Origin of the sequence: Candidatus Frankia nodulisporulans, from assembly GCF_902806475.1 — a bacterium.
GTDB classification, from domain to species: domain Bacteria; phylum Actinomycetota; class Actinomycetes; order Frankiales; family Frankiaceae; genus Frankia; species Frankia umida.
Window position 1 is genome coordinate 1 of sequence record NZ_CADCWS010000293.1, and the last position, 4,732, is coordinate 4,732.

Genomic DNA, 4,732 nt, shown 5'->3' on the forward strand with positions numbered 1-4,732 from the left:
AGCCTCGCGAAGGAGAAGGACGGTCTTCGCCTCGGCGCCGACCACTTCCACGCCACCAGTGACGAGAGCACGTTCACGACGTTGCGCGGCTCGTTCGACCTGATCCTCAACACCGTCTCGGCGTCTCTGCCCCTGGACGCCTACCTGGGTCTGCTGCGCCTGGACGGTGCGCTGGTCAACGTCGGCGTGCCCAGCGAACCGAGCTCGTTGAACCTCCTCTCCCTCATCGTCGGACGGCGTACTCTCACCGGTTCGAACATCGGCGGTATCCGCGAGACCCAGGAGATGCTCGACTTCTGCGGCGAACACCAGCTCGGCGCCGAGGTCGAGGTGATCGGCGCGGACGAGGTCGGCGCGGCCTACGACCGGGTCGTACGCAGCGACGTGCGCTTCCGCTTCGTCATCGACGTCGCCACCCTCGACCAGGCGTAGCCAGGAAAACGGCGAGGATAAACCTGTCCCGACAGATATCCTCGCCGTTTTCCTTTTCCTTCTCCCTGGCGATTTCCCAGTGCCCGCCGAAAACTATTCTCCCGTCGCCGTCTTGTTAACCTGACATTCACACGCGACGACGTTTCGAAACCGACTCGGCCGTTACGATTCCTCTCGGGTTCGCCGTTCGGCATTCCCACTCCGACCGGCGCCCGCCGGAACGAAGTCGTAGGCCAGCCACGGGATGACCGGCCACGCGGCCATCGCCCGTACGTGTCGATCGGAAATGAGGATTCACCATGGCATTCGTCATCATGTCCGGGTGCATCGATGTCAAGGACGGCTCCTGCCTCGAGGGCTGCCCCGCGGACTGCATCTACGAGGGTGACCGCAAGATGTACATCCACCCGGACGAGTGCACCGACTGTGGCGCCTGCGCCGTCTCCTGCCCGATCGGCGCGGTTCTCAGCGACGACCGGATCAAGGCCAAGGACCAGGAGTTCCTCGACAGCGAGGCCTCGTTCTTCAGCGACGTCCTGCCCGGGCGCGACGAGCCCATCGGCGAGCCCGGTGGCGCCACCCGTTTCGTCAAGGCCAACGGAAAGATCGCTGCGGACACCCCGTTCGTCGCCGCTTTCGAAAAGTGACCCCCGGGGTGTGACAGCCATCCGGCCAGACCCGTCTGCCGGCTGGTAGACCGCCATGTCGGCAGCACCGCGACGTGGCGGCGTTCCTGGTGTTGCCTTTGTTCGGGCCGTGTTCTCCCACGGCCCGTGGGATGGGCGGGACACGTTCACGGCGACCCGCACCCAGGCCGGCCCCGGCGTTCACCCCCCACGCCGGGCCCGGCCGCCCGCCGCGAGACCCGGAGAACCCGGCCGCCCGCCTGATCCGACGGATTCCCTCCGGCGAGTTTGGTTACCATTACCTTACCTCATCCGAACTCGGCGGCCAGAACACGGATCGCCGCACCGACCCGAAACGGCTATCCGAATCGCGAAGAAAGCTCGACACGGGAACCGGTCGGTCGCGTTCCGGCGCGACGGACATGTCAGTTCTGAGGCGACGGGCTCGGGGTGGGCGGCGGCTGCTGCGGGGTCCGCGCGGGCGGCGACGCCCGGGTAGGGGGCGGATCGCCGATGCATCGCTGCGGCGGACCGCACAGCGGGGCGACGAACGGGGGTGGCGGCGAGCCACTCGCCACCAGCGGCTCGGTGGGGCTGTTGGCCTGGGCCTGGGCCCGGCGCTGCGGCAGGTTCTCCCCGGGGCTGTTCGCGTCATGGCGAGGTCCGGTGATGTACAGCGGTGAGGCGGCCGGAGCTGGCGGCGCGCCGGCCGCTGCCTGCCCTCCACCCGGCGCCGCACCCGTACCGCGGCTGGCCGTGCCGTCGCCGCCACCGTCCGGGCGCGGCGCGGACGGCCTGGCCGAGTGGGCCGCCGTGGCGGAGCCGGCGTGTACCGAGACACTCCCGCCCGATCCGTCGATGCCCGCCCGCACCCCGACGAGTGCGGTGGGCCCGGCAGGCCCGGCGGACCCCACGGCCACCGTGGGCCGCGCCGCACCGGTGGTCACCGCCGCGGCAGGCGTCGCGCTGGCGGGGGAACCTTCGGTGGCGGCACCGTCCTGATCGGACGGGCCGCAGCCCGCCGCCGCGAGCCCCATGGCCGCGGCGAGCATGACCATCACGACCACCCGCCCGGGAATCCGCGCGCCCTCACCTCTCACAGGTAGCCCCGATTCCCGGACTGTCCGGGGGCGATCCGCGGCTGGTAGACCCAGGTCAGCCGCTGGGTCCGTTCGGCATCCGCGAGCGCGCCACGCCCGTTGGCCAGGGGAAGGGTGCTCTCCGGATCTCCGAACTCGCCGTCCCCGAACTCGACGTGATAGCCCGCCCCCGCCGCCGGCCGCGCCACCTGATGCTCCGGGCCCGCGGCGGGAGCGGCAGCACGCCCGGAGCCACCGGCCCGCGCCGGGAACTTGCCGTTGAACATCTTGCGCAGGAACGCCGACCGCAGAATGAGGAACTGGTGGATGGCGAGCGTCACCGCGATGGTCAGCAGGGCGAGCAGCAGCATCGTCGGCCAGTGCAGCGACGTGTCGAACCCGAACAACGTCGCCAGGACGTAGATGAAGAAGAAGTGGAACAGGTAGACGGTGTAGGAGGCGTCGGCCAGATAGCGGGCGGCCGGATGCGGCCCCGGGACGAGCCAGGCGCCGACGGCGAACATCGTGGCGACCAGCGCGATCGAGAACACCGTGTCGGTCAGCACCAGCCCGGTGCCCGTCCCCAGCTGCGCCACCCACCCCCGGTCACCGGCGAGCAGCGCCAGGCCGGACACCGCGAGCAGCACCGGCGCGGGCCGCTGGAAATGGGCCAGCAGCCGCGTCCGGTCCAGGTAGAGAAGCGCCCCGAGGCAGTAGTAGGGCAGGAACTCGAGGGTGAACCGGGCGAGTTCGCCGACGGTCCCGGTGCCCAGCACCGGCTCGATGACGGCCCGGCGTCCCCCACGCAGCACGATGGTGAACACCAGCATCGCCATGACGATCGTCGTCATCGTGCGCAGCCGCCCCGCCGTCGCCTGCCGGAACGCCGCCGTCGGCACGACCCGGGAGAGGATCACCACGACCGCCGGCGTGCACAGCACGTAGACGAGCAGCACGATGAGAAACCACAGGTGCAGCGTCCAGTGCAGCTCGCCCTGCGGATGCGGGATGGTCTGCCCACGGAGAAAACCCGGGAACGAGACGTTCGGATCGTTGTGGAAGTTGTAGGTCAGCCACAGCGTCGCCGGGTTGAACAGCACCAGTGTGGAGAGCAGCGGCGCCCCCACCGCGGCCACCCGCCGCCGCACGGTACGCGCCGCCCCGTACTTGCCGATCAGCATCGCCGACAGAAAACCGGAGATGAGATAGAAGCCCTGCATCCGGAACAGCCCGGAGGCATAGGCGATGCCGCGGAACACGCGGTCATGCCCCAGCGTCGAGACGTGTACGAAGACCCCGACGAGCATGAACATGCCGCGCAGCGCGTCCAGATGGTGGTAATGGACGTCACCCGCAGGGGGTGCGGTGGTTTCCTTCATTGTCTGGTCCCCAGTTCTCCTGAGCCCCAGATCGCGCCAGGCCAGGTCGCGCGGGCCGGTCCCGTCGCGCCGACCACACGGACCCCCGCCGTGGCGGGCACCACCAACGGCGCTGGCAGGCCCCACCCGCCGGCCCCCGGCCCGCAGATCAGCACAGGACAGACAATAGGGACGCCGAACCACCGGTACCGCTATTGACTCACAACAGACTCAGGTCGACCTAAGCAGGCACCCGACCGAACTACTTCCCCATCCGAGGGCGTGACCACAACCGAACCTCGACCTTCCGTTCCCCGCTCTCGGCACGGAGCGGAGGTGGGGGAACGGGAGTTACAGGTTCGCCAGCCAGCGGTGTCCTGGGTGCACCTCGGCGAGAAGCCGGGCCAGGGTACGGCGCTGGGCCGACGTCAGGTACGGGATGGTTTCCTCGAAGTCCGCCTGGTCCTTGGGGCGGGCGTGCCTGGCCTTGAACAGCAGGACCAGTTCGGGTGCCAGGTACGGAATGCCATCCGGGGTGCGCTGGATGATCTCGTCGTAGGCGAAGCGAATCGTCGGGTCGTGCCCGCAGATCCAAGTGTCGCCGTCGTGGGGTTCGCGGAACACGTCCAGCAGGTAGTCGCCGGTGGTGCGATCGCGCAGCCAGGTCTGGTGGGTGACGGCCAACACGTCCGGTGTGGCGTTCTCCCAGATCCAGCCGCTGTCGACCGCGTCGAAGGCGTATCCGGGAAAGCGGTCGCGGATCTCGGGGAAATCCCCGGCGGGGACCGCGATCTCGAGGTCCCCGTGCGCACGGGTCTGTGTGCCGCGGAACAGATCCAGCGCCCAGCCGGCGGCCACACACCAGGGCACGGTCACCCCGGTCAGGTGCTGAGCGACCTGACCGGGGTCCAGCACGATGACCACCTGGCACCCAGGGCCTCGATGTCGGCCGGTGACAGCTTGATACCACCGGCCCGCTGCTCGCTCACCGGTCGGAACCTACCAGCCGCATCGAAAGCATGATCACCTCGCCCGGGACGCCCGCGGGATCAGATCGCTGGCTATGCCGGACGCCCCTCCCTTCCGATCCGATCAGCCGGACGGTAAACAAGTACTAATCGGAATCCTGGTTACTGGACCCGGGAAGTCGCATCTGCGCAGGTCGTGGGCCTGCGAGAGTCCAGCTACTTAGATTCCTTTTAGTAGAACGATCCGCAGAGCCCGACCACTCCGCCCA

Annotated in this window: 5 protein-coding genes; 2 read left to right on the top strand and 3 right to left on the bottom strand. The window is 69.0% G+C overall.

Going from position 1 to position 4,732, the window contains the following annotated elements; all coding sequences use genetic code 11:
* Positions 1 to 432: zinc-binding dehydrogenase (locus tag G6R24_RS18350; RefSeq protein WP_163550438.1), on the top strand; the 432-nt coding region annotated here is incomplete at its 5' end.
* A 299-nt stretch (positions 433 to 731) separates the two neighbouring features.
* Positions 732 to 1,079, top strand: coding sequence for an indolepyruvate ferredoxin oxidoreductase subunit alpha (locus G6R24_RS18355; RefSeq protein WP_163550439.1), 348 nt, complete (start codon positions 732 to 734; stop codon positions 1,077 to 1,079).
* A gap of 404 nt (positions 1,080 to 1,483) precedes the next feature.
* Here the strand turns inward: G6R24_RS18355 and G6R24_RS18360 are convergent, their stop codons facing one another.
* The 3 genes from G6R24_RS18360 to G6R24_RS18370 form a co-directional block, all read right to left on the bottom strand.
* Positions 1,484 to 2,158: a hypothetical protein gene (locus G6R24_RS18360; protein ID WP_163550440.1), complete on the bottom strand. Its 675-nt coding sequence runs from the start codon at positions 2,156 to 2,158 to the stop codon at positions 1,484 to 1,486.
* Entirely contained in the window at positions 2,155 to 3,516 is a 1,362-nt protein-coding gene (gene mdoC / locus G6R24_RS18365; protein WP_163550441.1) for a glucans biosynthesis protein MdoC, read from the bottom strand. The genes G6R24_RS18360 and mdoC overlap by 4 nt, the downstream gene beginning before the upstream one ends.
* Positions 3,517 to 3,846: 330 nt before the next feature.
* A complete protein-coding gene (locus G6R24_RS18370; RefSeq protein WP_225438704.1) occupies positions 3,847 to 4,410 on the bottom strand; it encodes a nucleotidyltransferase domain-containing protein in 564 nt (187 codons plus the stop codon).
* Positions 4,411 to 4,732 lie beyond the last annotated feature (322 nt).

Coding starts and splice junctions, on each gene's coding strand:
- G6R24_RS18355 (WP_163550439.1), top strand. CDS start 732: ATGGCATTCGTCATCATGTCCGGGTGCATCGATGTCAAGGACGGCTCC.
- mdoC (WP_163550441.1), bottom strand. CDS start 3,516: ATGAAGGAAACCACCGCACCCCCTGCGGGTGACGTCCATTACCACCAT.